This window comes from Streptomyces sp. NPDC093801 (genome assembly GCF_040701585.1).
Lineage (GTDB): Bacteria > Actinomycetota > Actinomycetes > Streptomycetales > Streptomycetaceae > Streptomyces.
Window position 1 is genome coordinate 22,468 of record NZ_JBFBDP010000032.1, and the last position, 24,790, is coordinate 47,257.

Below are 24,790 nucleotides of genomic sequence, written 5' to 3' on the forward strand. Positions count from 1 at the left end.
CAGGCCGCCGCGTACGAGCGGCGCCCGCGTGCGGCGTACGCCCCGGGGAGAAGGAGGCCTCCGCGTGACCGGTACCTGGCTGCCGCCCGAGCAGTACGTCAAGACCATCGCGAACGCCACCGGTTACGCGGCGCTCTACTTCACCGACACCGCCGGCCGCCCGGTCCAGCTCCGTGCCGTCGGGGACGCGGGGACCTGGCAGTGGCCCGGCGGCAACATGGACCACGGCGAGACGCCGTGGGAGTGCGCCGTGCGGGAGTGCTTCGAGGAGACGGGCATCTCGTTCGCCGGGCCGCAGAAGCTCCTGGCCGTGCACTTCATCGCCCAGGGCGCCGACTGGCCGCTGAACAAGTTCGGCGTGATCTTCGACGGCGGGCACCTCACCGACGCGCAGATCGCCCACGTCACCCTCGACCCGGCCGAGCACACCGAACTCCGCGTCCACACGCTGGGGGAATGGCAGCAGATCATGCACCCGGACGGCTTCGCCCGCCTCCGGGCAACCGACACCGCCCGCCGCACGGGCGCCGTCGCCTACCTGGAGCGCTAGCCCACCGCGCTCGTGGCGATGCCCGCCGGCCCGGTCTCCGCCGCCGCGCGGTGGCGGGCCAGGGTGCGGCGGCCGCGTTCGACGAGCTCCGGGTCGGCGTGGGCGGCGCCGTACTGGATGCCGGAGACGGCGTCGAGTACGGACAGGACGGCCAGGTGTTCCTGCTCGACGGCGGTGAGCGGGCGGCCGTAGCCGGCCGTCAGGGCCTCGTACAGGTCCGGGCGGCCGTGCCAGGCGTCGGACAGGCGGACGAAGTCCCGTACGGCCGGACCGTACTCGCCGCGCTCGAAGTCGATGACGTGCAGGGTCGCTCCGGCCTCGTCCCAGCGCAGGTTGCGGAGCTGGAGGTCGCCGTGCGTGGGCACGGTGTGCAGGGCGGGCAGCCGTGCGGCCCGCCCTGCGGCCGCCCGGACGAACTCCTCGTCGCCCGGGGTGAGGTGGGGGCGGGCCGCGTCCAGGTGCCGCTCCCACCTCCCGGAGGGCACGGCGGCGGCCGGGCCCGGCGGGGCGCCGTGGTGGATGGCCGCGGCGAGGCGGCCGATGTGGTGGAAGATCCGCCGCTGCTGCGCCGGGGCGTGGACGGCGCCGTGCAGGGAGCGGCCCGGGACCGCCGTGACGACGACCGTCCGGAGGGTCGCGTCGGCGGCCACCAGGCGGGGCGCGGCCGCCCCCAGGGCCGGGACCCAGGTGCGGAAGGCGGTCGTCTCGCGCGCGTGGAAGCGGGCGCTGCGGTGGACCTTGACGAACCAGGTTCCGCCCTCCGCCCCGCGGACCCGCCACACCTGGTTGCCGGCCCGTGCCCAGGAGACGTCCGTCCAGTCGGTGACGCGTCCGACGGCCTGCTCGGTGAAGGCCCGTACGTGCCCGTCCGGTCCGGCGGTACCGGTCGTACGGTCGGGACCGGCTCCCGGGACGGGCCGGCGCCGGTCGAGGGCGGGATCGTGGGCGATCGGGTCGCCGGGCTGCTGGAAGTGCACGGCCATCGCCCGGCCGTCCCGGTAGGTGTCGAGTCCGGCCCGGCAGTACGCGACCATCGGCTCCGGCAGCGCGTCCAGCCCGTACCAGCCCATCGCGTCGCAGACGTCCGGCTCCCGCACGGCGGGGGCGCCCTGCCAGGTACGGACCTCGAAGAAGAACCCGGTGCGGGACCGGCCACCAGGGCCGCGGTGGTGCACGGCGACCGCGAAGCGGACCTCCGCCGGGTCGACGACCACCCCGGTCTCCTCGCGGGCCTCGCGGACCAGGGCCTCCACGACGTCCTCGTGCGGGCCGTCCAGATGGCCGGACGGCAGGTGCCACATCCCGGCGGCGTAGACCTCCCCGGCCCTGCGGGACAGGAGCACCTCGGGGGCGGCCGCGCCGTCGCGGCGCAGGATCAGGTGCACGTCGACGGCCTCCCGGTGCCGTGCGGCAGGGGCCGCGAACCGAACGGGCGCGGCCCGAGGGGCGAGGGGGACGGGGAGGGCGGTACGACGAGGGGGCAGGGGGTACATGCTCGCCTCCGGGGCAGGGCGTTGCGGGTCGGTCGGCGGGCTTAACGACGGTGCTCAGCTCGTCGAACACACGTCTTTCAGACGTGCCGCAACCCGGATGTCAGGCGAATGCACGTTCGTGCCGGCTACACCGACCCGCGCCGGTCCTGCCCCGCGCCCCGGATGCCCGATGGCCGAAACGCCGCTGGTGGTCGCGTGCCCCGGCGGACGACGCGCTGGTGTCGAGGCACTCGGCAGCGGAACCGCAGCCCCTGCCGCGCCCGCCGCGGCGTCGTTCTCGGATGCACCGGCCCGGGGCCGGACGGCCCGGGGAGGACCGCGCTCTTCTGCAGCGTTGGCCGGGCCGGTGCCAGGGGCGGCTTCCCCCTGGTAGGCCGAGCATCCTGCGCGCATGTCAGCGCAGCCGGGCCGTCCAGGGGTGGGGGCCGAGGGTGCGGGTGACGGCGTGGGTGAGCCAGGAGCGCTGTGCGGGGTCGAGGTGGGGGAGGGCGGCGTCGAAGTCCCGCTCGTCCTTCGGGCGGGGGTGCTTCGCCTTGTAGTAGAGCTGGATCTCAGGCCTCAGGTAGGGGATGCCGTCCGGGCTGACCGCGCCGATCCCGGCCACCGGTCGGCGCACGCCGTCGTCGCGGCGGGACACCCACTCGCCGTGCTCCGCCTCGTCCAGCATCACCTGGATCCGCCAGGCCGCGCCCGGCGCGGGGCGGCACCAGATGTCGTGGACGCCGGGGCGCAGACGCTCCCCGGGGCGCCAGGGGCGCAGGGTTGCGGGCGGGTCGGCGGCCCACCACTCCCAGCCGGCGAGGACCTCCTGTACGGCGAACTGGTCGTCGCGCAGGAGCAGCACGTCGATGTCGTCGTGGGGGCGCAGCCCGCGGCCGACGGCGAGTTCGATGGCGTGGCCCCCGGCGATCCACCACCGGCAGCCCGCCCGGCCGAACAGGCCGACCACTTCGTGCAGGGGTGCGGGATCCCAGCGGGCGGAGGTTCCGCCGGTCAGGAGACGGAGGGCGGTCGCCGGGTCGCCGTCGTGGCGAACGGGGTTCTCGTCGGGACCGGGCGGCTGGTACCGGTCGCGGAACCGGTGCAGGTCGTGCTCCTCGAAGCGGAGCTCGGCCGGGGATCCGTGGGCGTTGCGGTCCCGGACGCGCTCCCACAGGGTGTCGTGCTCGGCGTCGAGCAGGACCAGGACGGGGACCCCGCCGGCCTCGGTGACGACCTGCCGCCACTCGTCGCGCTCGGCCCGGGTCCACAGGCCGTGATCGAGGACGACGGGCCGTCCGTCCGCGAGCAGCCGGCCCAGCCGGCGCTTGAGGTCGTCCAGGACCGGCCGCTCGTGGGCGGAGAACGTGCCGCGCGGGTAGTCGACGCCGTACACGCCGTACCGCCGGTGCATCTCCTCGTCGGGGCAGAGGCGGGTCACACCGTGCGCTTCGAGGGCACGGGCCAGGTGGGACTTCCCGGATCCGGGCAGACCGACCAGCAGGAGGCAGCTCGGCCCGTCCGGGCCTTCGGGCAGGGAGGTGTGCTCGGGCATCCGGGCACGCTACCGCCGGACGGCCCGTGCCGGCCGCCGGTTTCCGGTGCGGGCCGCGGGAGCGGTCGTCGCCGCCAGGCCGTGCCGCCTCCCTGCGTGTCCGGCGGACCGGTTCGGCCGGTCCGCCGGACGCCGTCACGGGGCGGCTGCCGCGCGGTGGTGCCCGACGGCCCCGTTTCCGGCGGTTACTGCCTCACCCTCGTCAGGTGTACGGCCTTGACGTCGCTCGCCGTGACCCCGACCCGGTAGTCGCTGTCGTAGGCGGTGGCGGTCGCCTTCACCTCGACGTCACCGGCCTGGAAGGGGCTGGCCCCCGTGGGGTCGGCCTCGGCGCTCCAGGCGACCGGTGCGCCCGGGACGCACGCCACGCTGGCGCTGTACGGTCCCCGGATCAGGGTGTTCCGCTTGACCTGGGTCACCAGGCCCGACACGTCCACCTGGACCGGCTTGTTGCAGCTGACCTTGCCGTTGACGGTCGCCCGGCCGTTCAGCGCGCCGGCCCGGCCCTCGACCGAGACGCCGACTCCCAGCGAGAGGGCGGCCGGGGGCGCCGGGTTCTGGACGTGCACCCGGCCGCGCAGGGCGGGGCCGCCGCCTTCGCAGTGCTGCTCGTAGGCGGCGTCGAGGGCCTCGACGTAGCCGTTCGGGCCCCAGGTGATCTTGGAGATGGTGAAGGAGCCGGTCAGGGTGTTGCAGCCGCGGCCGTTGCCGTCGTGGCTGAGGCCCGGTGCGCCGCCGTCGTTGAAGGGGTAGCGGGTGGCGCCCTCGTACGTACCCGCCTGGAGCTCCCGGCCGGCCGGGGCGGCCAGGGAGAGGTTCCACCAGTCGCCGTCGGCTCCGTTGATGCTGAGGCCGACGGTCGTCCGGTCGGCGGACCCGTTCACCTGGATCTGGTCCTTGCCGGCGGTGTAGGCGTACGAGCCGCCGCCGCTGATGTAGTCCCCCTGGTCGCCGTCGAAGCCGACGGTGCCCTCCGAGACCGGCTGCGCGTGCGCGCCGGTCGCCGCCAGCAGGCCTCCCGCGGCCAGTGCGAGCGTGAGACCCAGTCCGGTGACGGTGCGGGCGAAGGCGCGTCGCATCGTGTGTCGCGTCAAGATCGAATCCCCCCACGTGGTGGTGCGTGGACCCTCGTACGGCGGTTGCCGTCAGGGCGGAGGGAGTCTCGCAAGGCGTGCGATCGGCGACAACTCCATTTATGGGAGTGGCAGTTGGGATTGGCTGGATTCGTGCGGGGACGGAACGGGCGCAGGCACATCGGATGTCGCGTGACGGGCTGCTCGACAGGACGGGGTTCACGAGCGACGACACCCGCACGCACATGCCGGCATGGGGCACCATGCCCGCAACACCCCGGCGGCGACGCAGGACCCGCAGCGGCCGCCCCGACGAACGAGGAGCAGACCTTGAAGGTACTCATCGCAGGAGGCGCCGGCTTCATCGGCAGCACCATCGCCTCCGCCTGCACGGACAACGGCATCACCCCCGTCATCCTCGACAACCTCGCCACCGGCCGCCGTGAGTTCACCGCCGGCCGGATCTTCTACGAGGGCGACATCAGCGACGGCCCCCTGCTCGACCGCATCTTCACCGAGCACCCCGACGTCCGGACCGCCGTCGACTGCGCGGCGCTGATCGTCGTCCCCGACTCGGTCGCCGATCCGCTCGGCTACTACCGCGAGAACGTCGCCAAGGGCATCCGGTTCCTGGAGCACCTCGTCCGCAACGACTGCCGCAACCTCCTCTTCAGCAGCTCGGCCTCCATCTACCGGGCCGACCCGGCGGACTTCTCCGTCGACGAGCGGTCCCCCCTCGAGACCCTCAGCCCGTACGCCCGCACCAAGGCGATGTTCGAGACGATCCTGAGCGACGTCGCCGCGGCCGGAACCCTCGACGTCGTCTCGCTGCGCTACTTCAACCCGATCGGCGCCGACCCGCGGCTCCGCACCGGCCTCCAGGTCCGCACGCCCACGCACGCCCTGGGCAAGATGATCGACGTGCACCACGCGGGCGAGCCGTTCTGCATCACCGGCACCGACTACCCCACCCACGACGGGACCGGCATCCGCGACTACGTCCACGTCTGGGACCTCGCCGCAGCGCACGTCAAGGCCATCGAACGGTTCGACGCCGTGACCGCCGCCGCCCCCTACCGCGTCATCAACCTGGGCACCGGCCGCGGAACGACCGTCCGGGAGCTCCTCGCCGCCTTCGAGAGCGTCACCGGAACCCCGCTGGCGGCCGTCGAGACCGACCGCAGGCCCGGCGACTCGGCGGGTGCCTACGCCCGCGTCGACCTCGCCCGCGAGCTCCTCGGCTGGAAGGCCGAGCACTCCCTCGAGGACGGCATCCGCGACTCCCTGCGCTGGTACGACCGGCGCGACACGGTGATCGGCAGCGGCGAGTAGACCGGCGCCGGGGGAACCAGGGGCCCGGGGCGCGGAAAATGCCGGTGGGCCCGGGTCCTCGCCGGTTATCTTGCCTCGTCATGAACAGGCCAGGGAGGTCACCCACATGAGCAGTGCCACGTCGTCCTTGCCCGAGCGGATCGAGCTGTCGGGGGAGGGGCTCGTCCTGCGCGACTGGAGGGAGGGCGACCTGGCCGCGATGCCCGAGCTGTTCGACCACCCCGACATCGCGTACTGGACGCCGATCGTGTCGCCCTTCGACGAGGCGGCCGCCCGCGCACGGCTGGTCCGGGACCGGCAGCTGCGGAGGGAGGGCACGACCCTCCTGCTCGCCATCACCGTCGACGGGGACGCCCCGCTCGGCGAGATCATGCTGCGGCGCGCCCCCGAGGGCATGGAGATCGGCTACGCCGTCGGCCCCGCGCACCGGGGCCGGGGGCTGGCGGTGCGGGCGGTGCGGCTGATGGCCGCGTACGCGTTCGAGGAGATGGGCGCGGAGCAGGTGATCCTGGAGCTGGAGGCCGAGAACGCGGCCAGCGTCGCCGTGGCCGGCAAGGCGGGGTTCAGGCTGCTCGACGTCCCGCTGATCACGGGCGAGGAGAAGGGGAGGCCCTACGTCCTCCAGACCTGGGGCCTGGACCGCCCCTGACGGCCGGCACCGGCCGTCAGGGCCCGTGCCGGCGGCAGGGTCGGGCGCCGGCCGGGCCCGTCACGCCGGCCGGGCCGTTCCGGCGGGCGGGGCAGGAGTCGGCCGGGCCGTTCCGGCGGGCGATCCCCGGTGTGTGCGGGTCAGCCCAGCGGGTGCCGGCCGGCCATGGCGATCAGCTGGACGTCCATCTCGTCGGCCTGCGCACGGAGGATGCTCGCGACCGTCCGCATCGTTTCCTCGTCCAGACGGGCCGGGGCCGCCCGGTCCTCGGCAGGCCGGACGGCCCCGTCCGACTGCGCGTGCTGGTCGAACGCCCGCGCCAGGTCGCGGAGCATCGCGGTGACGTCCCGGGCCGCCACGTAGAACTGCCCGTCGGCGCCGCGACGTACGAGCGTCTCCGCGTCCGTGTGCCGCCAGACCATCTTCCTCACCCCACTGAGATCACGCCCCACCAGGCGGTGCGTCTCTGCCCGGGCCCATCCTGCTCCCTACGGGTGCCGTCGGCGAAGGGGTTCGGGGCGGTCGGCGTGTCGGCACGCCGATGTGCACTCCTCCGTGGTCACCCCGCCCGCCCCGGCCCATCCGATCGGACCGTCCTACGGCCCCGGGGGCCGGGGAGGCCGGGTCGACCGCCTCCGCCGGGGTCGTCCGTCCGTCCGCGTGCACGCCGGTCGTACGGCGGTCCCTTCACCGGCGGGCCCCGCCCTGGACGAGGGCGAGTTCCCGGGCCGTCAGGGGCGGCCCGCCCAGCGGCGGGTACTGCGGCCCCCGTACGGCTCCCAGCAGGACGCGCGGCCTGAGCAGGTTCGTGAGCGGGGCCTGGAGCGAGGTGACGTCCGAGAGGTCCTCCACCATGCTGAACCGTCCGCAGCTCGTCCTCACCAGGCGGTCCACGTAGCGCCCCAGGATCCTGTCCCTGAGGCTCGGACCGCCGCCCTGGACCTCCGGGTAGAACACGTCCTGCCCCGTCGCCAGCTCCCACGCCGCTGCGACCGGCTTCGCCATGGCCCGCTGGACGTGCCGTGCGAGACCCGGGGAGTCCACACCGCGGGCCTCGACCGCCCTCCGCAGGACCTCGGCCGTCTGCGCGGCGACGGACATGCCGTGCCCGTACAGGGGGTTGAACGCCGCGAGGGCGTCGCCCAGGACCGCGAAGCGCTCCGGCCAGTCCCGCACCCGCTCGAAGTACCGGCGCGTGTTGCGCGTGCTCCTGCTGAGCGACACGCCCGTGAGGGGCTTCAGGCGGGAGACGATCTCCCCGACCACGGGATGGCGGAGCCCGCGCGGGAAGGCCGCGAAGTCCTCCGGGTCGCCCGACGGCTCGCCCGCCCTGGTGCCCGTCTCCGTGACGATCCACCGGCCGCCTTCCACCGGCAGGATGCTGGCGCCCTGCCCGGGCCGTCCGCTGCGGGGATCCGACTGTACGCTCACGATCGGGAAGCCCCGGGCCCCTTCCGGGGCGCGGAAGACCCGTGTCGCGTACACCAGGCCGAGGTCCAGGGAGCGCTCGGGCGCGGCGGGCACCCCCAGCTCCTCCAGGTGACGGGGCGTCCGTGAGGCACGTCCGCTCGCGTCGACGACGAAGTCGGCTTCCAGGGTCCGCTCGCGGCCGTCCGGCCCGCTTACGCGCACCCCGGTCACGCGGCGCGCGCCGCCGGTCAGGCCCTCGACCCGGGTGCGCTGCAGGACCGTGACCCCTTCCCCGGCCAGGACGTGCTCGCGTACCACCGCGTCCAGCAGGTCGCGGCTGCACGCCAGTACGAAGTGGGTCTCGCGGTCCCAGCGCCTGAACCAGCCCTGGGAGCTGAGCGCGACCATGCCGGTCGGGATCGGAACGCGGTTGGCGCCGGCCGCCAGCCAGCGGTCGGTGATCCCCGGCAGTACCGCCTCGGCGGCGTGGACGCCACCGCTCCAGAACATGTGCGCGTGGCGCGCCTGGGGAAGTCCCCTGCGGGGGAGCGGCCCTTCCGGGAGTTCGTCGCTCTCGACGACGAGGACCTCGTCCACCGCGCCGCGCAGCGCGGCGGAGGCCAGCATGCCGGCCAGCCCCCCGCCGATGACCAGGGCACGCCGGTGGAGCCCGGTGCGGGTGCGGGCGGTACGCGGATCGTTCACGACACCGCCTTCCGCGGGGCCGCCGACGGGTCGTGCCTGTTCCGGTCGTGCCCGGCGGCCGCGAAGCTCCCGCGCGCCGCCATGACCCGTACCGCGTCGGAGAGGCGCACGAGTCCGTCGTCGCTGTCGATCAGGCTCTGAACGCTGCCGTCGCCGTCGCCGGGGCGGCCGCGCAGGGAGTCGAACGCGGCGATGACCAGTGCCGCGTGCTCCGCCGCCCCGGGCTTCAGCGCACCGGGGACCGTCGCGCGCCCGTGCCCGCGTACGTCCGCTCCCGCGCGGTGTTCGAGGTGGGGGGCGAGGAGGCGCAGGCCGTCCCGGATGTCGCAGGTCCGCCGCAGATGGCGCCTGCTCAGCGAGGACCACGGGGGGATCCGCACCAGCTCGTACGGGATGACCAGGCGCATGATCTCCCACAGCGGACCCAGCCGGTGGTACCTCGACCGGCGCCGCCACCGTTCGTGGAGGCTGTGGCCGACGGCGGGAAGGGCGAAACCGATGCACTGGAGCAAGGAGGAGAGGGCGGCCATGGAGGGGGCCACCGTGGTGCTGACGCCGTCCCAGTCGTGGCCGGTCCAGCGTGCGCCGACGGCGAGGAGCTTGCCCGCCGTGTAACCGAGCCCCAGGACCCCTCCGGCCACGATCAGGACGAGCCCGGCGCGCAGCAGACCGGTGACCTCGCAGGCCCACCGCCAGCACAGGACCGACAGGACGGTCGTCGCCACCGCGTGGGCCACGAGGTAGAGGACGATCATCTCGCGGAGATAGGGCGTGGTGGAGTAGTACGTGTCGAAGTCCTGGAGCCGTTCGTCGGGTGCGTCTCCCAGGGCGAACAGGGCGAGCAGCGCGACGATCACCGCGCCGTAGACGCCGGCGCACCAGAGGGTTGCCGCCCGCCGCCGCTCCTCCGGGCCCCCCTGCCAGGTCAGCATCAGGTTGATGACGCCGGCGCTCCCCGCGGTGACGACGGCGTAGACCAGCGGGGCCGAGAAGTTGGCGACGCCGGTGAGCGCGTTCACCGCGGACACCGTCGGCGGCGCGGCGAAGAAGAAGACCACGGCGCCGAGGGGGATCACCACGCCCACCGAGCGGACCAGCGGATCACGCCAGTGCCGCACGAGACCGGGCACCCTCAGGGCGAAGGAGACGAGCAGGAGGAACGCGGGGATGTAGTAGTAGACGCTGCTCAACGGGTGGCCCTTCCGGCTTCCGGCCCGCCGGCGGCCCTCTTGCGGGTGTGCAGGAGCGCCTGCGAGATGCGGACGAGGTCGCGGTCCTCGCCCGCCGGCTCCTGGAGGGCCCGCGAAGAGGCGATCACCCGCCGTTCGGGGTCGGCGCGCATGGTCTTCACCGCCGCGAGGACCATGGCCGCGTCCGCGTCGGCCGCCGCTCGGTCGCCGGTCGCGCCCCCGGCGACGGCTTCGGCCAGGGTGCGCGCCCGCAGGCCGAGGTCGAAGTAGGGGTTGAGGACGAGCAGTCCGTCGTGGATCACCGATTCGCGCTGGAGCCGCCGTACGCCCACCGAGGCGAGCAGCGGCACGCCGGCAGCGGCCGGGGTCGGAGCCAGCCCGCCCACCAGCTGCGACAGCGGTTCCAGCCGCCGGTACCGGGTCCAGTCCTGCCAGCGCCCCCGGAAGCGCCGCACGACGATCGGCAGCACCATGCCGCACGCGATGAGGGGGGCGGCCACCGAGGTGAACCCCCGGGCCACCTCGGTGCTGAGGACGTCCCAGTCCGCGCCGGCCCACCGCGCGCCCAGGGCGGTGAACTTGAGGAGGCCGAAGCCGATCGCGAGGCCGTACCCCGTCACCATCAGGGCGAGGCCCGCCCTCAGCTCCCCGTCCACGTGACGCAGCCAGCGCCGGCACATGGAGGCCATGACGGTCGACGCCACGGTGTGGCCGACCAGGTAGAGGACGATCATCTCGCGCATGTAGGGGGTGTTGGCGTAGTAGGTGTCCAGGTCCCGCAGCCGCTCGACGGGCGCGTCCGCCTGTGCGAACAGGACGACCAGGGCGGCGCAGAGGGTCCCGTAGCCCGCGATGCACCAGCGGGTGGCCCTCCGGATGCGCTCGGGGGGACCGCCCCGCCAGTTGATGATCAGCACGATGCCCGACGCGGCGCAGGCCATGGCCCAGAAGTAGTCGAAGGGGGCTGCGGCGTTCGGAACGCCCGTGAGCTCGTTGACCTTCGCGACCACCGGGACGGAGGTGAAGAAGAACACGCCCACGCCGGTCACGAGCATGGCCATGACCGCCCGGAGCAGGGGGTCGCGCGGATTCCGCAACAGGCCGGGGAGCCTGAGCAGGGCGGCCACACCGCCCAGCACCGTGGGAAAGACAACCGTCGGGTCGGGCATCGTCAGTCTCGGATCCCGTGGTTGCAGAGCGCGGCCGCGATCCGGCCGGAGCGGGTGTCCCGGTCGGGCTCGGGGGTGTCGGAAGCCGTCAGCAGGTGCCGTACGGCATGGGCCAGTTCCAGCCCGTAGCGCTCCGCCGCCCGCTCCTCCACCCGGTGCCTGCGGGCGGCGGTCCCGTCCTCCTCCAGCAGGGCGGGGCTCTGCCGTCCGGCGACCGCGAGGGCCGACGCGACGAGCCGTTGCAGATCGGCGTCGTGGTGGAGGAGACGGGTGGCCACGGAGCCCTCGGACACGTGCTGGTGGCAGTGTCCGAGTTCCAGGTGGCGCAACTCGTGCCCGGTGATGACGATCTGGTGCTCGGCCACGGTCCGCTGTTCGACGACGACGAGGTCCCGGTCGCCGAGGTCCAGGGCGAGGCCGCTGGCGGTGCCGGGAGGGAAGGAGGTGCTGCGGAACTCGATCTTCCGACCCCGGCGCCGTCCCATGGCATCGCAGAGCGCGCGGCAGACCACCTCGGCCGGAACCGGAGACTTCAGATGGCTGAGCCCGCCCACCACGGCGCTCACGGACTGCCGTAATTCCCGCTGCTTGAACACGTGACTTCCCCCTGCCCCTCTCCCGCGGAGGCCGGAACACGTCCCTCCGCAGATTCCATCCGGCCGGCCCGTACCGCCCCGCACGGCGGTCGACCGCTTGACAGCACCCCGGCCCGCCCGACGACCGCGAGGGTCCCCGACGGCCTCAGGCCCGTTCGACGGGCGGACCGGGATCCTGCTCGGCCGCCTGCTCGTCCATGTAGTGGTCGAGCCATTCGAGCAACTTGGTGCGCCCCTGGTCGGGCAGCAGTGCCGCGCGCAGCGCGATGCCGTCGACGCCGTGCCGCTCGTAGAGACCGGGCCGCCCGGCACCGGCCGGGGCCGCGGCCGCGAGGGCGTTGCGCTCGCTGTGTTCCTGGTACTCCCGCAGGAGCGTCTTCTCGATGGTGGCCAGGGCGCAGCCCAGCGCCTCGGAGTCCTCCGACTGGAGGAACCCGGCGGGCCGGTCGAAGAACCTCTCCAGCCGCGCGCAGTGGTCCATCGTGGGGCGGCGGTCCCCGCCGAGCAGCGCCTGCACCTGCTGCCGGGAGATGCCGCTCTCCCGGGCGATCTCCCCGTGCGAGAACTTCCTGCCGTTGTCCTTGCGGTGCGTCTCGTGGAGCAGGTCCAGGCGCTGGCGGAACCGCGCGTGGATGTCCGGCTCACCGGCCGCCCGCCCCTGGAGCAGCGCCCGGATGACGTCGAGGGGAACCCCGCAGGCCCGGGTCAGCGTCTCCGGGGCGAGCACCTCGTCACGACTCCGTCCGAGCTTGGCCCCCAGGCGGGCGACCCGCTCGACGGCCGCGGCCAGCCGGGGGCAGGGGCGGGGCGGTACGGAGAGGGCTTCGGTCACCGGGCTTCCCTCCCGAGGTCGGCGCAGGACGACTCCTCCCGGAGCCACCGGGAGCTCGGGGCCGCTGCGGGCGGCCCTTCACCGCCGATCCTGCCACGGTGGTGGCAGGTGGGCCATGGATCTCCGGCCAAACTGCCACAGTGGTGGCAGGAACGTGACGGTCCCTCACCAGGGGCCCTGACGCTCCGGGGGTTCGCCTCCTCCCTGCCGACCCGGCCCGGCCCCGGCACGGGACCGCCCTCCTCCGGCCGTGCCGGGGGAGGGCGGGGTGCGTCCGCGGACGCGGCCGCCGTCGCCGGGCGGTCGCGGAAAGCCGGTCCGGGCCGTCGGGGCAGCGGCCCCGGCCCGGGGCGGTGTCAGTCGACGTCGGGGTGGTAGGCGCCCGCCCGGGCGTCCGCGAACAGGGTGAACTGGACGTGCGGAGGGCCGTCGACGCCGTCGGTGTCCAACTCGACGGGCTCGGCGTCCACCAGGACGTACTCCCCGTACCCGTCGAAATCACCCGGACCGTCCGCGACCCCGATGTGGATCGGTGTCTCGTCCGGCAGTTCCGCGAGAGCTTCACGCAGCCGCGCAGCGGTCCATACCTGCGGGGCGTGCTCGAACATGTCAGCCATGTACAGAAGCTAGAACCACCGTCGGCCGAAGCAGGGTTCGCCGCGCCGTGGGCACGTGTGCCATGTCGGCCGGAGGGCGGGGGCGAAGCCCGTGCTGCTAGCTTCATCCCCCATGCCGCAACACCAGGACGAGATCAGGACCGCCTACGACGGGGTCGTGGAGCTCTACGCGTCCATGTTCGCCGATCGCCGCCTGGAGGCGCAGCCCTTCACACGGAACATGATCGCCACCTTCGCAGAGCTGGTGCGCGCTACGGGCAACCGGCGGGTGGCCGACGTCGGGTGCGGGCCCGGCCACCTCACGGCCATGCTGCACGACCTGGGCGTGGACGCCTTCGGCCTCGACCTCTCCCCGGGCATGGTCGCCCACGCCCGGCGGGCCCACCCGGCACTGCGGTTCGACGAGGCCCGGATGGAAGCCCTGCCGGTCGCGGACGGAGCGCTCGGCGGAGTGCTGGCCCACTACTCGACGATCCACACCCCGCCGGAGGAACTCCCCGCGCTCCTCGCCGAGCTGGCCCGCGTCCTGGCATCCGGGGGCCTGCTCCTGGTCTCGTTCTTCGCCACCGACGGCCCGGACCCGGTCCGCTTCGACCACAAGGTGACGCCCGCCCACAGCTGGCCCGCGGACCGCATCGCCGAACTGCTGGCCGGGGCCGGCCTCATCCCCTTCGCCCGGCTCCTGCACGACCCGGCCTCCGAACGCGGCTTCCTCGACGCCCACGTGCTGGCCCGGCGCCCGTAGCCACCCCGCCGGGGCACGCCTAAGCTGGCCCGGTGATCGAGGATGGTGCCACCGACCAGGGCAGTGTGACGACCGTGCGCCGCGTCGGCGAAACGATCCGCCGGCCGGCCGGCGCGTGGACGCCCGCGGTGCACGCCCTGCTGGACCACCTGGAGTCGGCGGGCTTCACCCGGGCACCGCGCGCCCTCGGCACCGACGGCGCCGACGAAGTCGTGTCACTGCTCCACGGCGAACCGGCCTTCAGCCCCTGGCCGCCGGCCCTGCGGTCGACGGCCGGCATCCGCGAGCTGGGGACCTGGCTGCGCGAGTACCACGAAGCCGTCCGCGACTTCAGGCCCCCGGCCGACGCGCGATGGCGGGCCCCGGACGAGGAACGGCGGCCCGGAACGATCGTCCGGCACGGCGACCTCGGCCCCTGGAACTCCATCTGGAACGGAGACCGGCTGGCCGGCTTCATCGACTGGGACTTCGCAGCGCCCGGCCACCCCCTCGACGACCTCGCACAACTCGCCTGGTACGCCGTACCGCTGCGCCCCGTCGGGCAACAGCGCAGGGCCGGGATCACCGGGGCCGGCGCCCTGCGCAGCCGCCTCGACGCCCTCTGCACCGCCTACGGCGCACGCCCGGCGGCCGTCCTGGACGCGCTGGACGCCCTCCAGGCCCGTGAGGCGGAGCGCATCGAACGGCTCGGCGGGCGGGGCGAGGAGCCGTGGGCGACGTTCCTGGCCCGCGGCGACGCGGCCGAGATGACGGAGGAACGGGCCTGGCTGCGGCAGGAGCGCGCGGCCCTCCTCGGCGATCCGGGCGACTGAACACGTCAACACCCGCGCAACGGCGTTCAACGGACGAGAGCGGCGGGACCCGCTACCTCGACGTCCCCGCCGGGGCGTCGGACCCGGCCGGCTTCGAGAGCCGGCGCACCACCGTCCGGGGGTCGGAGACCGTCCGCTCGCTCGGTGCACGGTTCTTCCCCCGGCCGGCCGAGGACGACCTCCGCGTCGCCCCGGGGGACGTCGCGGAGTTCACCGAGGAAGTCCACCTGCTCCAGGCCGACATCGAGACCATCGCAGCCCGTACGGACTCGCCCGAACCCGTGCCGCGGCGCATCGGCGAGATCGCCGACCGTCCGGGCAACGTCCTCGACGCCGCCCGGCGGGCGGAGCGGATCGGCGGCGGGGTGCAGATCTGGCAGCGGGAGCGCGTCGCTGTGCCTGCCCCGCCCTTCCCCTCCCCGGACAATTCCGGTGCGGTCCGGTCGTCCCGCGTGGTACTCCTGCCTGCCATGGACGACGTGGTGACGGAACGGCTCCTGCTCCACCCGATGACCATCGGCGAGGCCGAGCGGTTGCTGGCGGGCGAGCCGGACGGCGGCGACCGGTGGGCGCCGGGATACCCCACCGAGGGCGACGCGTCGGCCGCCGGGCGCTTCCTGGGCACCTGCGCGGACACCGGCGACCCCCACCCGTTCGGCAACTACGAGATCCGGCTCCGCGAGGACGGCCGGGCCATCGGCGGCATCGGCTTCCACGGACCCGCGGACGCGCACGGCAGCGTCACCATCGGCTACGGCCTCGTCCCCTCGGCCCGGGGCAGCGGATACGCCTCCGAAGCCCTCCGCGCCCTCCTGCTGCTCGCGCGGTCCCGGGGCATCACCCGCGTGAAGGGCGACGCCGACCACGACAACACCGCGTCCCACCACGTCATGACGGCGGCCGGCATGCGGCCGGCCGGACAGGACGAGCGCGTCAGGTACTTCGAGATCACCTGGCCCGACCCGACGACGGCGCCCGCCGACCCGTACCCCTAGGCCGTGTCTTTCGGATCAGGCCGGGCCCGCGACGCCCGGCAGGTCGGAGCGTGCCGACGCCGCGCCAGGTCCAGCCCGCCCCGACGACCGCGTCGCCCACGCTCCGCGCGGGCCCGCGACGGCCCTGCTCACCGGGGCAGGTACTGGGTGACGCGCCACAGGCGGCGCGGCAGTTCGCCCTCCTCGAAGGCGTGGACCTCGTCGAGGATCCAGCCGTCTGCGAGGGCGTCGACGAGTTCGCGGTCGAAGAAGTGGACCGCGAAGCCCCCGTGTTCGAAGATGCCGTCGCCGTGCGCCGTACCGGCGCCGTAGTGGGCGTCGCCGGTGTGCCGCACCGTGTAGACGAACACTCCGCCGGGCCGCAGGACGCGGCGGACCTCCGCGACCAGGGCGTGGATCTCCTCAGTCGACAGGGCCATGCACAGCAGCATGTGCGCGAACACCGCGTCCACCGAGGCGTCCGGCAGCGGTAGCGGCTCGCGCACGTCGTGGACCGCGGTGGTCACGCGCTCACCGACGGCCCGGGAGCGGGCGGCGTCGCGCAGCTGTTCCAGCCCGGCGGGGCTGAAGTCGGTCGCGTGGACGGTGAAGCCCTCGCGGGCGAAGAACAGCGCGTCCCGGCCGTGCCCGGCGCCCAGCTCCAGCACGTCCCCGACCCGCGCCACCCTGAACACGGCGGCGGCGTGGACCGCGGGCTCGGACGGCTCCTCGCCGTACATGCCGGGGTGGGCGGCGTAGGTGCCCTGCCAGTGCCGCCGCTGAACCCCGGCCAGGTCCTCCCGCTCGTCCGCCATGCCGCCTCCTTCGCCGGGCCCGTGTCCGGAGGAATCCTAGGAGCACCGCCGCAGAGGGAGTCCGGGGCGGGACCGGCCTTCTCCCGGGTGTCGGCACGGCCCTGACCACCTGGACCGTTGCGGACGGGCCGCGGCCCCGAGCGACGCCGGCCCACGCCCTGCTCCGAAATGAAGATGATCCGACGCGGGCCGGGCCCCTAACCTCACCGTCATGACCGCACCCTCCCCCGCGTATCCCCCCAAGCCCGCCCCCGGCGACCGCATCGCCGTCATCTCGCCGGGGTCGGGTCTGCCGGAGCTGTTCCCCCTCCCGTACGAGCTGGGGCTCAAGCGGCTGCGCGGGGACTTCGGCCTCGAACCGGTGGAGTATCCGACGACGCGCGTCATGGGCTCCACCCCCCGCGCACGGGCCGACGACATCCACGCCGCGTTCGCCGACCCCACGGTCACGGCGGTCATGGCCACCATCGGCGGCGACGACCAGATCACCGTGCTGCCCCACCTGGACCGCGAACTGATCCGCGCCAACCCCAAGCCCTTCTTCGGGATGAGCGACAACACCAACCTGCTGGCGTTCCTCTACAACCTGGGCGTCGTCGGCTACCACGGCGGCTGCCTCATGACGACGCTCGGCCGCCCGTACGCGCTCCACCCCCTGACCGCCGACTCGCTCCGCGCGGCCCTGTTCACCCCGGGCCCGTACGCACTCCGCCCCGCCGCGCACTACGGCGACACCGACCGCGACTGGGCCGACCCGGCCACCTTCGAGGAGGAACCGGACGCGCGGCCCGCCGACGGCTGGACCTGGCACCAGCCGGAACGCCGCGTCGAGGGCCGGGCCTGGGGCGGCAACCTGGAGATCCTGTCGTGGCTGCTGATGGCCGACCGCGAGATCGCGCGCGACCCGGCCGTGTACGACGGCGGGGTGCTGTTCCTCGAGACGTCGGAGGAGCTGCCGAGAGGGGAGGAGGTCTTCCGCATCCTGCGCAACATGGGGGAACGGGGCCTGCTGGCGCGCTTCCCGGCCCTGCTGATGGGGCGGGCCAAGGCGTGGTCCTTCGAGCGGCCCAACGGGCCGGAGGACAGGCGGCGCTACGCCGTGGAGCAGCGCGAGGCGGTGCTGCGCGCCCTGGCGGCGTACGCCCCGCGCACGACGGCGGTCTTCGACGTCGACTTCGGGCACACCGACCCGCAACTGGTGATCCCCTACGGCGGATCCGTCACCGTCGACGGCCCGGCGCGGCGGATCACGGTGACGTACTGACCGAGGCGGTCAGTCCTCACCGATGGTCCGCAGCGCCTCGTCCCAGACGTTGCCGCCGTCGGCCCAGGTCCAGAGCCAATGGCGCAGCGAGGGCGCCGCGTAGCGCAGGCCGTCGTGAGGGGTCTGTCCCGCGTCGGGCTCCCAGCCGTCGGCGTCGTAGAGCAGCACGGGATGGTCGACGGCCGTCAGCGAGACGTACCACTCCATGCTGCAGCCGCCGTCGGTCAGAGGGAACCACGACCGCGGCGGCGCCGTACGGGGCCGCCGGTCGCGGACGGTCAGCGCACAGTGCCAGTCCGCCCGGTACCCGGGCGGCCGGCGGCCCGGCACGAGCGACGCGAGGCCGCCTTCGGGACCGAACCCTCCGTCACCGATCTCGGTGTAGATGCGCCGGAGCAGACCGGGCAGCCGATACCCGATCTTCCGTTCCGCGTGCGCGACCTGGGCCCCCGAGAGCGGCGGGAAGGGCCCCGCCGGCAGGACGGTCGGGTAGGGGACCACACTGCCGCCGCCCCACGCGAGCGCATGGAGCCGCTCCAGCAGCGCGTCGTCGTCCGCGGCCGTGCGGCGGTGGGCAGGAGGGGTCACGCAGCGTGAGTGTAGTGCGGGGTGCCGCGGCTCCCGCAGCTCCCGCCTGCGGCCGCCCCCGGCCGTGGCGGGAGTCCGGTGCGATCATGCCTGCATGAACGATCCCGGCGACGCCCGCATGCGCACCTGGACGCTGCGCCTCATGACCCTCCTGGCGGCCGACGCACAGGACCAGCTCGCCTGGGTGGGCGAGCGGCGGGTGCGGACGGCGGACGTCGTCGAGGAGGCGGAGCTGCTCTGCCGTGTCTGCGAGGGACTCGCGGAGCGCGGAGTCCTGGAGCCGGAAGAAATCCGCGACCTGCGCCCCGTCGGCCGCCGCCTCGCCGAGATCGACGCCACCGCCCGCTCCGGCCTCTGGGCCGACGCCCTGACCACCACGGACCCGGCCTGGAACGACGTCCGCCTCCGCAGCCGACAGTTCCTCCTCACCACCCTGGGCACCTGGCAGCAGCCCCTGCCGCACTGTGTACCCCTGCAGCCGGGGGACCGCTGATCGAGGGTGCCGCCGTGCGAGGGCCGAACGGTCCACACCGGCGCATCGCAGCGGGGCGCATCCGCGCCGGACTGGCATCGTGGGAGCACACAGGACCGGACCGGTGGGCTGGGCAGGCGGCAGGTGGAATCGTGAGCGGACCCGTCATCGACTATCACGCAGTCTTCCAGGCGCTCCCCGCCGCAGTGGCGCTGCTGACCCCCGACTTGATGTACGCGGACGTCAACGAGACCTTCCTGGCGCTGTCCGGCCGCACCCGCGGGCAGCTCATCGGCCGCTACCTCTTCGACGTCTTCCCGGACAACCCCAACGATCCCTCCGCGACCGGCATGCGCAACCTCCAGGCCTCCCTGCTGCGCGTCGTGGCCACCGCCGAGCGCGACACGATGGCCCTGCAGCGCTACGACGTGGAGGACCCCGAACGCCCCGGCGTGTGGCAGGAGCGGTACTGGAGCCCGGTCAACGTCCCCGTGCCGGCCCCCGACGGGAGCGTGGCCCTGCTCCTGCACCGCGTCGAGGAGGTCACCGAGCTGATCAAGGCCCGCGGCAGCCGCAGCGGCAGCGACCGCTCCCAGGTCCTCGAGGCCGAGCTGTACACCCGCGCACGGGAACTGCAGGAGGTCAACGAACGGCTGCGCCAGGCCCACGCCCGTGAACGCGAGGTCGCCCTCCACCTCCAGCAGGCGATGCTGCCCGCGCCCCGCCCTCTCGGCCACCACCGCGCCGCCGTCCGCTACCGGCCCGCGATGGGCGCCCTGAACGTGTGCGGCGACTGGTACGACCTCGTCGACCTGCCGGACGCGGGCCGTACGGCCGTGGCCGTGGGGGACGTCGTCGGACACGGCCTGGCCGCCGCAGGGGTCATGGGCCAGCTCCGCAGCGCGCTGTCCGCCGTCTCCCACGTCGCCGAAGGCCCCGCGCAGGCCCTCGAGGTCCTCGGGTTGTACGCGCGCTCGGTCGACGGCGCCGAATCGACCACCGCCGCCTCCGTCTTCATCGACTGGAACAGCAGGACCCTGACCTACAGCTGCGCCGGGCACCCCCCGCCCGCCCTGTGTCATCCCGACGGCAGCGTCACCTTCCTCGACCGGGCCACCGACCCCCCGCTCGGCGCCCGCCCCGAACACGTCTCCCGCCCCGAGGCCCGCGCCGGTTTCGCCGAGGGGTGCGTCCTGGTCCTCTACACCGACGGGCTCGTCGAACGCCGCCGGGAGGACATCGACACCGGCCTGCACCGCCTGGCCGCCTCGCTGGCCCGCCACCGCACCGCCGACGCCGACACCCTCGCCGACTCCCTCCTGACGGACCTGATCCCTCCGGCCGGCCTCACCGACGACACGGCCCTCGTCGTCATGCGTCTGTGACGGGGCGGTCGAGGGGCCGCTTGTAGTACCGCCAGGGGAACCATCCCGCACCGACCGGAATCCAGCCTTCCGCTTCCATCCGCCGGTGCCGTGTGACGGAGGGGAGCGTGACCCGGCAGTGCTCCCAGGGGTGACCCGACGCCTCCACCTCGTGGTAGAAGGGGCCGTAGCCGACCATGTGCCAGCCGTCGCGGCCCGCCTCTTCCAGGGCGGCCATCTCGTTGAACGCGGTGAGCCCGCTGAGGGTGCGGCGCTTGGGGGCGTTCGGTCCTCCGGCGGCCGCTGCCGACCGGCCCGCGGAGGCCTTGCTCGCGAAGCGCTGCTGGGCGGCCTGGCGGCTGACCCCCAGGACACGGCCCACGGTGTCCCAGCTGTGGCCGGCGGCCCGGGCGCCCTGGACGGCCTCGCGCAGGAGCCGGCTCGCCTCCTCGGCGCCGACGCGCGAGGCGTCCACCAGGCGCAGGTACCCGTGCGCGTCGTGTTCCAGCGAGTCGGCCAGCCCCTCGGGGGCGTCGAGGACGGCCGCGGCGATCCCTTCCCGGATCCGGTCCATCTCCGCGGGGTGGAGCAGTGGTTCGTTGCTCATCGGCCCAGTCCCGCAAGGGGTTCGAGGGCGTCGAGGACGGCCTCGTCGCGGCGCGTCCGTTCGGCGGACTCCCGGGCCGCCCGGGCGGTCAGACCGGCGGTGCAGGCGATGAGTACGAGGCCCGTGACGATCAGGGCGACGGTGGCGAGCGGGCCGAGCCGGTCGCCGAACAGCACGGTCAGGGCGGGCAGGCTCACGGCGAGCGGCAGCACGACGGCCATGGACGTGGTGGCGGGGAAGAGCTCCCGGTGGCGGGAGCCCGCCTTCAAGATCAACATGCGTCAAGGAAACCTTGACGCCGCCGACTTGTCAAGAATCCCTTGACGCCCTGCGTCGGATATTCCGTTGACGCCCCCGGGAGCCGCCTTGTTAGCCTGACCGGGTCGTTCTGCTTCGATCTGGGCCCGTGCGCCCTGGAAATGGGTGTGTGATGACCCGGCCCGCGCCGAGTGCGCCTCGCCGTACCGCGTAACCGTCCGCCGCGTTCCGCCGCCCGCTTCTCCGGGTGGCTGCCGGATGCGTTCTCCGGTGCTCTGACCTGCCCGTCCGCCGTCCCACGACGTCTTCGGGCCCTCTGACGAGGCCGCTCGGCCTGCTCTTGCTGCCATGACCGACCCCCAGCAAGGAGCACCCCGGGTGTCCAGCCACACCAATCGCAACACCACCAACACCACCAACAACACCCTCAGCCTCGACACCTTCGCCTGCGCGTGGTGTGGCCTGACCGTGTCCGCGTACGCCGCCGACGGCGCGCCGCGCAACCACTGCCCGTCCTGCCTTCACTCCCGGCACGTCCTCGACCACGCCGAGGGCGGACCGAGCGACTGCGGTGGCCGGATGTCCCCGATCGCCATCGCCGTGCTCCGCACCGGTGACTGGATGGTGATCCACCGCTGCGTGCGCTGCGACGAGCTCACCTCCAACCCGGCCCGCACGGACGACAACCAGCTCATCCTGATGCGCATGGCGGTCCGTCCGCTGGCCCAACCGCCCTTCCCGCTCGAAGCGTTCGGAACCCTCTGACCGCCCGCACCGGGAAGGAGCACATCCGTGTCACGCAACAACGGCCGCCGTCGGAGCCGTCCGCAGCGGCACAAGGACGTCCTGCACATCCGGCGCGGCCACCGGGCCGACGCCTTCCGGTGCACGTCCTGCCGCCTCGACGTCTCCCTGGACGCACCCGGCACCGCGCACCGCAACCACTGCCCGAACTGCCTGGCCAGCCTGCACGTCGACCGGAAGGTCCCCGGCGACCGCGACGCCGACTGCCGGGGCCGGATGGAGGCGCTGGGCATGTCCGTCCGCCCGGACGGCGAATGGATGCTCATCCACCAGTGCGCCGCGTGCGGCGAACTCAGCGCCAACCGCATCGCCGGCGACGACAACCCCCTCGCCCTGGTCCGCCTCGCACTCAGGCCCCTCGCCGACCCCGGGCGCGCCGGCCGTGCCCTGCTCATGCTGTGAGCGGGGCACGGAGGAGCCCGAGGCCTCCCCCCTCCACCGGTCGCTGACCGACGGCCGCTACGACGGCGCCGCCCCGCTCCGGGCCGGCGCCGTCGTACCGGCGTCGGGCGCCGGCCTCCGGCATCCGGGTGAACGCGCTGCGGCCGCGGCGGGTGGATCGCGTCGTTCCCGTGTCGCCCTCCCGTCCTGCATATTCCGATGGCATATCTATGGACCCGATGCGTCACGCGCAGTGTTGACCTCTCGGGAAGGGCGTCCATGCCGCACATCCAGCCTCTGCCTCAGTACGTCGCGCTCGGCGACTCCTACAGCGCCGGCCAGTTCATCGGCGGTGATACCAACCTGGTCCGCGAGCCGGTGGACGGCGGTCTGGGCGGGCCGGACGGCGACTACAGCGGCCGCTCGAAGGACAGCTACCCGCAACAGCTGGCCCGCACCGTGCTGTCCGCCTACGAGTTCATCGACGTCACCTGCGGCGGCGCGACCATCGACGACCGGGGCCTCGGCCTCGGCGGCATCCTCACCCCGCAGACCGTCTTCGGCGGCCCGCCCTACGTCCCCGTCGACGGCAGCGGCGTACCGCAGTTCACCCCCACCCCGCGCCCCGCGCAGATCGACGCCCTCAGCAAGGCCACCACGCTGGTCACCGTCGGCATCGGCGGCAACCAGTACAACCTCGGCCAGATCGTCGCCAAGTGCGCCTCCCTGGGCGCGTCCGCCATCGGCAGCCCCGGCACCGACTACTACCGCCACACCGAGGAAGGCCGCGCGGACCTGGCCCGGAAGGAGGAGGACCTGCGCGACGGCTTCGCGAAGATGATGCCGGAGCTGCGCGAGCGCGCCCCCCACGCAAGGTTCTTCTTCGTCGGCTACCCCACCCTCTTCCCCACCGCGGAAGGACAGGGCACTTGCGACGGCGGGCTGGACGAGAACATCACGATCAAGAAGGGCGACATGCCCTTCATCCAGCAGCAGTTCGACCTGGTCGACTCCGTCATCCGCGACGCGGCCAAGGCCCACGGCCACACCTACGTCGACATCGCCGAGTCCACCCGCGCCCACCACGTCTGCCGCGAGGGCACCGAGAAGTGGATGTTCGGGCTCTACGCCCGCTACACGTTCGACGAGGAGCTCCAGGGCTACAAGCCCGCCCGCTTCCCCGCCGGCAAGGACATGCCGCCCTTCAGCCCCGGCTGGACCGCCTGGATGCAGGGCATGCTCGCCCACGGCGACGGCATCTTCCGCGGGAACGAGACGCTGACCACCTTCCACCCCAACAAGCGCGGCGCCGACAACCAGGCCCGCCAGGTCACCTCCGCACTGCGCGCCGCCGGCATCATCTGAGCGGCGCGGCGCGCACGACGGCGCGGCCGAGGGAGCTCGTGGTGAGCGGCGGCGACCCCGGCTCCCCCTAAACGTGGACGAGAGGTCGGGGGCGTCCACACGGGTCGCCGCTCCCCTTCCGGGGGCGGCGGCCCTTCGCGTCAACCGGACCCGGCCGCACCGCGGGCCCGGCCCGTGGCCCGCTGCTTCCTGGTCGGCGACGGGGACGTGGAGGTCCAGCGCCGGCTCGCCGCCGTCGTCGCGCAGCCGTGGCCGCCCGCTCCCGGCATCTGCTCCGGCCCCTCGGACCGCGGGCGGTTCAGGACCGGACGACCGGTGCCTGCAGCTCCGTCACCCACTCGTCGCGGTTGTCGGGGCACTCCAGGTTGACCTCGCGGGGGTAGCCGGCCGACCGGAGGCCGTGGGCGTCGACCCAGCGGGCCAGGGTCTGGGCGGTGGGGAGCACGCCGTCCATCGAGCCGCGGTGCACGATGGTCGCCGCCTGCTCGACGGGCGGCAGGTCGACGACGCGGAAGGCACCGTCCTGGAGCGGGGCGCAGACCTGGACGCCCGCGTGGACGCTGATCCTTCCGCCGCCCTCCGGCGCGTCCTCGTAGTACGCGACGCCGGGACCGGTCGGGGTGATGCCGGCCGCTCCCAGGAGCCGGAACAGCTCGTCGTAGAGCGGCCCGATGACCGGTCCGATGTCCTCGGGCTCGAAACTCTCGGCGGTCGCGGTCAGCTCCGCGACCCGGACGGCGGGAAGGTTCTTGATGACGACGTCGTTGACGGGCATGCGCCCCTCGCTCTCGATGGCCCGGAGCCTCGCCTCGACCTGGACCAGCCGAGCCCCCGCGGCGGCCACGGCGGTCTCCAGCTCGGCCCGCCGCAGCCGCAGCATGCCGCGCAACTCCTCGGCTCCGACCTTCTCGTCCACGATGTCGTGGACCTGTTGGAGGGTGAAACCGAGGTCTTTGAGCGCGATGATCCGGTTGAGGCGGGCGAGCTGGGCCGCCGTGTAGTGGCGGTAGCCGTTGTGGGGGTCGACATGGGCGGGGCGCAACAGGCCGGTCGCGTCGTAGTGACGCAGCATCCGGACCGAGACGCGGCCGTGCCGGGCGAAGTCTCCGATGGTGAACATGATGTCTCCGAGTCGACCGCCTGACACGGTGTGAGGGTCAAGAAGCTACCCGGCGGGCGGAGAACGGCGGA

General features: G+C 73.8%; 27 protein-coding genes and 1 pseudogene. 12 read left to right on the forward strand and 16 right to left on the reverse strand.

Features of this window, described 5'->3' with window-relative positions:
• Positions 1–64 precede the first annotated feature (64 nt).
• Entirely contained in the window at positions 65–550 is a 486-nt protein-coding gene (locus AB0469_RS31145; RefSeq protein ID WP_366454805.1) for an NUDIX hydrolase, read from the forward strand.
• Here AB0469_RS31145 and AB0469_RS31150 read toward each other — a convergent pair.
• From AB0469_RS31150 to AB0469_RS31165, 4 genes and pseudogenes are all read right to left on the reverse strand, one after another.
• On the reverse strand, positions 547–2,043 hold the full coding sequence (locus AB0469_RS31150) for a phosphotransferase (RefSeq protein ID WP_366454806.1): 1,497 nt from the start codon (positions 2,041–2,043) through the stop codon (positions 547–549). The genes AB0469_RS31145 and AB0469_RS31150 overlap by 4 nt on opposite strands.
• A 394-nt stretch (positions 2,044–2,437) precedes the next feature.
• Entirely contained in the window at positions 2,438–3,001 is a 564-nt protein-coding gene (locus AB0469_RS31155; RefSeq protein WP_366454866.1) for an amino acid transporter, read from the reverse strand.
• A 108-nt stretch (positions 3,002–3,109) separates the two neighbouring features.
• Positions 3,110–3,577 (reverse strand): annotated as a pseudogene (locus AB0469_RS31160) (ATP-binding protein); the annotation flags it as partial.
• A gap of 185 nt (positions 3,578–3,762) precedes the next feature.
• Positions 3,763–4,671 (reverse strand): hypothetical protein, encoded by a 909-nt coding sequence (locus AB0469_RS31165; protein WP_366454807.1) that lies wholly within the window; start codon positions 4,669–4,671, stop codon positions 3,763–3,765.
• A 309-nt stretch (positions 4,672–4,980) separates the two neighbouring features.
• On the opposite strand from AB0469_RS31165, the gene galE reads away from it, so the two are divergent.
• Both galE and AB0469_RS31175 read left to right on the forward strand, forming a co-directional pair.
• Complete coding sequence (gene galE / locus AB0469_RS31170; RefSeq protein WP_366454808.1) at positions 4,981–5,982, forward strand: UDP-glucose 4-epimerase GalE; 1,002 nt, start codon at positions 4,981–4,983, stop codon at positions 5,980–5,982.
• 106 nt (positions 5,983–6,088) lie between these two features.
• On the forward strand, positions 6,089–6,631 hold the full coding sequence (locus tag AB0469_RS31175) for a GNAT family N-acetyltransferase (protein WP_366454809.1): 543 nt from the start codon (positions 6,089–6,091) through the stop codon (positions 6,629–6,631).
• 140 nt (positions 6,632–6,771) lie between these two features.
• Here AB0469_RS31175 and AB0469_RS31180 read toward each other — a convergent pair whose 3' ends face one another.
• The 7 genes from AB0469_RS31180 to AB0469_RS31210 all read right to left on the reverse strand — a co-directional run bounded on the left by AB0469_RS31180 (position 6,772) and on the right by AB0469_RS31210 (position 13,150).
• Entirely contained in the window at positions 6,772–7,062 is a 291-nt protein-coding gene (locus AB0469_RS31180) for a hypothetical protein (protein WP_366454810.1), read from the reverse strand.
• Positions 7,063–7,318: 256 nt separating this feature from the next.
• A complete protein-coding gene (locus AB0469_RS31185; protein ID WP_366454811.1) occupies positions 7,319–8,746 on the reverse strand; it encodes an FAD-dependent monooxygenase in 1,428 nt (475 codons plus the stop codon).
• The gene (locus AB0469_RS31190) at positions 8,743–9,936 is read right to left on the reverse strand and encodes an MAB_1171c family putative transporter (protein WP_366454812.1); all 1,194 of its coding nucleotides are present in this window, start codon (positions 9,934–9,936) and stop codon (positions 8,743–8,745) included. Before AB0469_RS31190 ends, AB0469_RS31185 begins: the two co-directional genes overlap by 4 nt.
• Entirely contained in the window at positions 9,933–11,105 is a 1,173-nt protein-coding gene (locus tag AB0469_RS31195; protein WP_366454813.1) for an MAB_1171c family putative transporter, read from the reverse strand. Before AB0469_RS31195 ends, AB0469_RS31190 begins: the two co-directional genes overlap by 4 nt.
• Before the next feature lie 2 nt (positions 11,106–11,107).
• Positions 11,108–11,662, reverse strand: coding sequence for a toxin-antitoxin system, toxin component (locus AB0469_RS31200; protein WP_366454867.1), 555 nt, complete (start codon positions 11,660–11,662; stop codon positions 11,108–11,110).
• Positions 11,663–11,846: 184 nt separating this feature from the next.
• The gene (locus tag AB0469_RS31205) at positions 11,847–12,533 is read right to left on the reverse strand and encodes a helix-turn-helix transcriptional regulator (RefSeq protein WP_366454814.1); all 687 of its coding nucleotides are present in this window, start codon (positions 12,531–12,533) and stop codon (positions 11,847–11,849) included.
• A gap of 356 nt (positions 12,534–12,889) precedes the next feature.
• Positions 12,890–13,150, reverse strand: coding sequence for a DUF6225 family protein (locus AB0469_RS31210; protein WP_042813416.1), 261 nt, complete (start codon positions 13,148–13,150; stop codon positions 12,890–12,892).
• 112 nt (positions 13,151–13,262) lie between these two features.
• Here AB0469_RS31210 and AB0469_RS31215 point away from each other — a divergent pair, with 112 nt between their 5' ends.
• The 3 genes from AB0469_RS31215 to AB0469_RS31225 all read left to right on the forward strand — a co-directional run bounded on the left by AB0469_RS31215 (position 13,263) and on the right by AB0469_RS31225 (position 15,702).
• Complete coding sequence (locus tag AB0469_RS31215; RefSeq protein WP_366454815.1) at positions 13,263–13,895, forward strand: class I SAM-dependent methyltransferase; 633 nt, start codon at positions 13,263–13,265, stop codon at positions 13,893–13,895.
• Positions 13,896–13,927: 32 nt separating this feature from the next.
• Complete coding sequence (locus AB0469_RS31220; RefSeq protein ID WP_366454816.1) at positions 13,928–14,707, forward strand: phosphotransferase; 780 nt, start codon at positions 13,928–13,930, stop codon at positions 14,705–14,707.
• A gap of 470 nt (positions 14,708–15,177) precedes the next feature.
• The gene (locus AB0469_RS31225; RefSeq protein WP_366454868.1) at positions 15,178–15,702 is read left to right on the forward strand and encodes a GNAT family N-acetyltransferase; all 525 of its coding nucleotides are present in this window, start codon (positions 15,178–15,180) and stop codon (positions 15,700–15,702) included.
• Positions 15,703–15,830: 128 nt separating this feature from the next.
• Here AB0469_RS31225 and AB0469_RS31230 read toward each other — a convergent pair whose 3' ends face one another.
• Positions 15,831–16,496 carry a class I SAM-dependent methyltransferase gene (locus tag AB0469_RS31230; RefSeq protein WP_366454817.1) on the reverse strand — a complete coding sequence of 222 codons (666 nt, stop codon included), beginning with the start codon at positions 16,494–16,496 and terminating at the stop codon, positions 15,831–15,833.
• A 211-nt stretch (positions 16,497–16,707) separates the two neighbouring features.
• Here AB0469_RS31230 and AB0469_RS31235 point away from each other — a divergent pair, with 211 nt between their 5' ends.
• Positions 16,708–17,760 carry a S66 peptidase family protein gene (locus AB0469_RS31235; RefSeq protein WP_366454818.1) on the forward strand — a complete coding sequence of 351 codons (1,053 nt, stop codon included), beginning with the start codon at positions 16,708–16,710 and terminating at the stop codon, positions 17,758–17,760.
• A 9-nt stretch (positions 17,761–17,769) separates the two neighbouring features.
• Here the strand turns inward: AB0469_RS31235 and AB0469_RS31240 are convergent, their stop codons facing one another.
• The gene (locus AB0469_RS31240; protein ID WP_366454819.1) at positions 17,770–18,348 is read right to left on the reverse strand and encodes a hypothetical protein; all 579 of its coding nucleotides are present in this window, start codon (positions 18,346–18,348) and stop codon (positions 17,770–17,772) included.
• 94 nt (positions 18,349–18,442) lie between these two features.
• Here AB0469_RS31240 and AB0469_RS31245 point away from each other — a divergent pair, with 94 nt between their 5' ends.
• Both AB0469_RS31245 and AB0469_RS31250 read left to right on the forward strand, forming a co-directional pair.
• On the forward strand, positions 18,443–18,841 hold the full coding sequence (locus AB0469_RS31245) for a hypothetical protein (protein WP_366454820.1): 399 nt from the start codon (positions 18,443–18,445) through the stop codon (positions 18,839–18,841).
• Positions 18,842–18,972: 131 nt separating this feature from the next.
• Complete coding sequence (locus tag AB0469_RS31250) at positions 18,973–20,205, forward strand: SpoIIE family protein phosphatase (RefSeq protein WP_366454821.1); 1,233 nt, start codon at positions 18,973–18,975, stop codon at positions 20,203–20,205.
• Here the strand turns inward: AB0469_RS31250 and AB0469_RS31255 are convergent.
• Both AB0469_RS31255 and AB0469_RS31260 read right to left on the reverse strand, forming a co-directional pair.
• Positions 20,192–20,791, reverse strand: a complete 600-nt coding sequence (locus tag AB0469_RS31255; protein WP_366454822.1) for a hypothetical protein — start codon at positions 20,789–20,791, stop codon at positions 20,192–20,194. The genes AB0469_RS31250 and AB0469_RS31255 overlap by 14 nt on opposite strands.
• Positions 20,788–21,069, reverse strand: coding sequence for a hypothetical protein (locus AB0469_RS31260; RefSeq protein WP_366454823.1), 282 nt, complete (start codon positions 21,067–21,069; stop codon positions 20,788–20,790). The genes AB0469_RS31255 and AB0469_RS31260 overlap by 4 nt, the downstream gene beginning before the upstream one ends.
• Positions 21,070–21,427: 358 nt before the next feature.
• Between AB0469_RS31260 and AB0469_RS31265 the strand changes: the two genes are divergently transcribed.
• The 3 genes from AB0469_RS31265 to AB0469_RS31275 all read left to right on the forward strand — a co-directional run bounded on the left by AB0469_RS31265 (position 21,428) and on the right by AB0469_RS31275 (position 23,599).
• Positions 21,428–21,814, forward strand: a complete 387-nt coding sequence (locus AB0469_RS31265) for an RNHCP domain-containing protein (RefSeq protein ID WP_366454824.1) — start codon at positions 21,428–21,430, stop codon at positions 21,812–21,814.
• Between the two features lie 27 nt (positions 21,815–21,841).
• Positions 21,842–22,255, forward strand: coding sequence for an RNHCP domain-containing protein (locus AB0469_RS31270; protein ID WP_366454825.1), 414 nt, complete (start codon positions 21,842–21,844; stop codon positions 22,253–22,255).
• A gap of 258 nt (positions 22,256–22,513) precedes the next feature.
• Entirely contained in the window at positions 22,514–23,599 is a 1,086-nt protein-coding gene (locus AB0469_RS31275; RefSeq protein ID WP_366454826.1) for an SGNH/GDSL hydrolase family protein, read from the forward strand.
• A 298-nt stretch (positions 23,600–23,897) separates the two neighbouring features.
• On the opposite strand, the gene AB0469_RS31280 is transcribed toward AB0469_RS31275, so the two are convergent.
• On the reverse strand, positions 23,898–24,719 hold the full coding sequence (locus AB0469_RS31280) for a MerR family transcriptional regulator (RefSeq protein ID WP_366454827.1): 822 nt from the start codon (positions 24,717–24,719) through the stop codon (positions 23,898–23,900).
• Between the last annotated feature and the right edge of the window lie 71 nt (positions 24,720–24,790).

What these genes read in the sequence shown, in the direction of transcription:
- AB0469_RS31150 (WP_366454806.1), bottom strand. Translation starts at nt 2,043, where the DNA reads ATGTACCCCCTGCCCCCTCGTCGTACCGCCCTCCCCGTCCCCCTCGCC.
- AB0469_RS31175 (WP_366454809.1), top strand. Translation starts at nt 6,089, where the DNA reads ATGAGCAGTGCCACGTCGTCCTTGCCCGAGCGGATCGAGCTGTCGGGG.
- AB0469_RS31195 (WP_366454813.1), bottom strand. Translation starts at nt 11,105, where the DNA reads ATGCCCGACCCGACGGTTGTCTTTCCCACGGTGCTGGGCGGTGTGGCC.
- AB0469_RS31210 (WP_042813416.1), bottom strand. Translation starts at nt 13,150, where the DNA reads ATGGCTGACATGTTCGAGCACGCCCCGCAGGTATGGACCGCTGCGCGG.
- AB0469_RS31215 (WP_366454815.1), top strand. Translation starts at nt 13,263, where the DNA reads ATGCCGCAACACCAGGACGAGATCAGGACCGCCTACGACGGGGTCGTG.
- AB0469_RS31225 (WP_366454868.1), top strand. Translation starts at nt 15,178, where the DNA reads ATGGACGACGTGGTGACGGAACGGCTCCTGCTCCACCCGATGACCATC.
- AB0469_RS31230 (WP_366454817.1), bottom strand. Translation starts at nt 16,496, where the DNA reads ATGGCGGACGAGCGGGAGGACCTGGCCGGGGTTCAGCGGCGGCACTGG.
- AB0469_RS31235 (WP_366454818.1), top strand. Translation starts at nt 16,708, where the DNA reads ATGACCGCACCCTCCCCCGCGTATCCCCCCAAGCCCGCCCCCGGCGAC.
- AB0469_RS31245 (WP_366454820.1), top strand. Translation starts at nt 18,443, where the DNA reads ATGAACGATCCCGGCGACGCCCGCATGCGCACCTGGACGCTGCGCCTC.
- AB0469_RS31255 (WP_366454822.1), bottom strand. Translation starts at nt 20,791, where the DNA reads ATGAGCAACGAACCACTGCTCCACCCCGCGGAGATGGACCGGATCCGG.
- AB0469_RS31260 (WP_366454823.1), bottom strand. Translation starts at nt 21,069, where the DNA reads ATGTTGATCTTGAAGGCGGGCTCCCGCCACCGGGAGCTCTTCCCCGCC.
- AB0469_RS31275 (WP_366454826.1), top strand. Translation starts at nt 22,514, where the DNA reads ATGCCGCACATCCAGCCTCTGCCTCAGTACGTCGCGCTCGGCGACTCC.
- AB0469_RS31280 (WP_366454827.1), bottom strand. Translation starts at nt 24,719, where the DNA reads ATGTTCACCATCGGAGACTTCGCCCGGCACGGCCGCGTCTCGGTCCGG.